Here is a 3274-nt window from a genome sequence, read left to right on the forward strand (position 1 = left end):
GACGCGCTGCTCTTGGTCGCAGAGGAGCAGCCCGACCTGATCGTGCTGGACTGGATGCTGCCGCGCGTGTCGGGCATCGAGGTCTGCCGCCAGGTCAAGGCCGACCCCGCGACCCGCAACATCCCGATCATCATGCTGTCGGCGCGCAGCGAGGAGGTCGACCGCGTCCGCGGCCTGGAGACCGGCGCCGACGACTACGTGGTCAAACCCTATTCCGTGGTCGAGCTGCTGGCGCGTCTGCGCACCCAGCTGCGCCGCACCCGCCCCGCCACGATGGGCGAGCGGCTGTCGTTCGCCGACATCATCCTGGACGCCGCCGAACACCGGGTCTTCCGCGCCGGCCAGACGCTGCACCTGGGACCCACCGAATTCCGGCTGCTGTCCACGATGATGGAAAAGCCCGGCCGCGTCTGGACGCGCGAACAGCTGCTGGACCGGGTCTGGGGCCGCGACATCTATGTCGACACCCGCACCATCGACGTCCATGTCGGCCGCCTGCGCAAAGCCCTCATGAAAAACGGCGGAGACGACCCCCTCAGAACCGTCCGAGGCGTCGGATACGCCCTGGGGTGACTGTGCCTGATAATAAGCAAAAGAAATGCGAGGCAGAGTACCACTTAGCGCCATCCTCTTTCATATGAGCGAGTGCATGACGCAGAGATGTAGCCCTGCATTCTTGACCGGTTCGCCGCGGGGCCGAGCTCAGTCGTGGTTTCATGTCAGACTACCATTATTTAAGGTAGGTTGAGGGTAGCAGCGCGCAGAACAGACGTCAGAACCCATGTGTTGGGTGCAAACGTTGTCATGTTTGATCTTTGAACTGATGCCGTTTTGTTGACACCAATGACCGGTTCCGACTTTCTTAGACCTCCACTGCCCGTGAGAACTGGCGCGTTTGGCACGGAATTTTTCGGCTGACTTTCCCTGACCGGGAGAAGAACGGAGACTGACGACGTCATTGAGGCTTATGGACAAGCGAGAGACCATTGTCCCGGTGTGGCAGCGCAAGGCAGAGTGATCTGAACGCGTTCGTCCTGACGCAGGGCAGGGAAGGCACACCCGTTGCTGAGGTTCGCTGGAAGGCTTGGATCATCCAAGTGACCTCCTTTGAGCGGATTAAGGGGGATCGGTGAACAGTCCCGTGGACTGTCCACCAGACGAACTTGGTATGGGGCAGGCTGCTGGCGGACGAAATGCGTCGGCTGAAGGCGCTGGAGTCAGGAGCCGGTGCCATTGGTCCAAGCGTAGCGATGGAGTGAGAACAGCCGGCTCAAGAAGATCGCCACCGACCTCACCGGAGATCGAGAGATGCTATCGGATGTCATCCGCCGGACGCGTGGCAGACAGCAGGCTTGAATTGGCAGCTGCTGTTGGCTGAGCCCGCTCAGGCACGGCAGAGGGTCATCGGGATGTCGGTGGACTGGGGCCGTGTCGATCCGCCGGGGTTGCCATGGCACTCCATCGGTCCGGGCGGCTATGGCGACGCAGCAAGCCTGTCGCCATGATCGACCCAGAAAAATCCGGCAACCGTCGGTCCAAGGGTGGGAGAAGCGCCTGCCTTATTAATTGGGGGTGCTTCCGGGGTTATTCGAAGCCACTGCCCACCACGCCATTTTGGCGGGCAGTGGCGGCGGTCGGATCGAGGAAAGCTTGGTCCTCGAGGGCCTTGTTTGAGTGTGGTCAACCGCCGGCTTCACCGTAGGGCCTGAGCGGATAAGAGTGTTTCAGCCATGCATGACAAGCATAGGACATGGCGAAGATGACTGACCATACCATCGGCTTCGACATTTCCAGATCCCACCTGGATGCTTTCCGATTGGGCGACGAAGCCGCGGTCTGTTTCGAAAACTCCCCGCGCGTGCTAAAGTCTTTGACGAAGTGACGTGCCACTGGTCTTTCATCCGACTACGACCGGAGCCGGTAGTTGATTTACGCCTTTTGGCGCGGGTTGAGCAATCGCCTGGCACGCGGAACCCTCATCGCGTGCAGCGGGTCGGGCGACTGCGGTGGTCAGGTGCAGTGCGAAACCTGCGTGGGTCTGGTATCCGAGGGCAGAGTGGGGCCGCTCGGTGTTGTAGTCGGTGACCCACTCGGCGATCAGATTGCGGGCATGGGCGAGGTTGCGGAACAGCGTCTCGTTCAAGAACTCGTCCCGCATCCTACCGTTGAAGCTTTCGACAAACCCGTTCTGCATCGGCTTTCCAAGCGCGATGTAATGCCATTCGACCTTGGCCTCGGTGCACCATTTCAGGATCGCGTTCCAGGTCAGTTCCGTCCCGTTGTCGCTGACGATCATCCCGGGCTTGCCGCGCCGTTCGATCAGAGCCGTCAGCTCCCGCGCCACGCGGCGGCCCGAGATCGATGTGTCGGGGATCGCGGCAAGACATTCCCGCGTGACGTCATCGACGATGTTCAGCACCCGGAATCGCCGCCCGCAGGCGAACTGGTCATGCACGAAATCCAGCGACCAGCGGGCATTGGCCCGCGCCTCGATCAGGATCGGGGTCCTTGTGCCGATTGCCTTGCGGCGTGCTTTGCGTTTACGGACGGTTAACCCTTCCTCGCGGTGGAGACGGTAGATGCGATTGATCCCCGACGCCTCGCCCTCACGCCTGAGCAGCACGAAGAGCCGTCGGTAGCCGAACCTGCGCCGCTCATTGGCCAGATCCCGCAACCGGACGCGCAGCGCCGTATCAGGCGCACGCTGCGACTGATAGCGGACCATCGTCCGATCCGCCCCGGCAATCTGACACGCCCGCCGCTCCGACAACCCAAGCTGGGCCTTCAGATGCGCGACAGCCTCGCGCTTCGCGACGGGCGTCACCATTTTTTGGAGAAGCTCACGCATCGCCGCCATGTCGAGCATCTGCTCGGCCAAGAGCTTCTTCAGCTTCGCGTTCTCGTCCTCCAGCGCCTTCAGCCGCTTGGCCTCGGACACCGTCATCCCCGAATACTTCGCCTTCCAGGCATAGAACGTGCCCTCCGACACCCCGTGCTTGCGGCAGAGATCGGCGCACTTCGCACCCGCCTCATGCCCCTGCAAGATGCCGATAATCTGCTCTTCCGTCAGTCGTGCCTTCTTCATCGTCCGTCCTCTCCATTGCTCTGCCCCCTGAGAACTGGACCGTTTGAAGCTGGAGTTTTCGGCTAACCTTCCCTGGCTGGGAGAGGAGCGGAGAACGATGAAGGCATCGAAGTTCACGGAAGCGCAGAAGGCGTTCATCCTGAAGCAAGGCGAGGAAGGCACGCCGGTGGCCGAGGTCTGCCGCAAGGC

General features: G+C 61.7%; 3 protein-coding genes and 1 pseudogene. 3 read left to right on the plus strand and 1 reads right to left on the minus strand.

The genetic code is table 11. The features are described from left to right. On the plus strand, positions 1-573 hold a 573-nt coding region (gene phoB, locus TY51_RS19500; RefSeq protein WP_042252954.1), incomplete at its 5' end, for a phosphate regulon transcriptional regulator PhoB. Positions 574-1257: 684 nt separating this feature from the next. Beyond that, positions 1258-1449: pseudogene (locus tag TY51_RS24685) on the plus strand (hypothetical protein); the annotation flags it as partial. A 448-nt stretch (positions 1450-1897) separates the two neighbouring features. On the opposite strand, the gene TY51_RS19505 reads toward TY51_RS24685, so the two are convergent. After that, positions 1898-3085: an IS3 family transposase gene (locus tag TY51_RS19505; RefSeq protein ID WP_081995314.1), complete on the minus strand. Its 1188-nt coding sequence runs from the start codon at positions 3083-3085 to the stop codon at positions 1898-1900. Positions 3086-3182: 97 nt separating this feature from the next. On the opposite strand from TY51_RS19505, the gene TY51_RS22325 reads away from it, so the two are divergent. Next, positions 3183-3274 (plus strand): transposase (locus TY51_RS22325; RefSeq protein ID WP_042252956.1); only part of this gene is annotated, 92 nt, incomplete at its 3' end.

This window comes from Paracoccus sp. PAMC 22219 (assembly GCF_000787695.1).
Classification (GTDB): Bacteria; Pseudomonadota; Alphaproteobacteria; order Rhodobacterales; family Rhodobacteraceae; genus Paracoccus.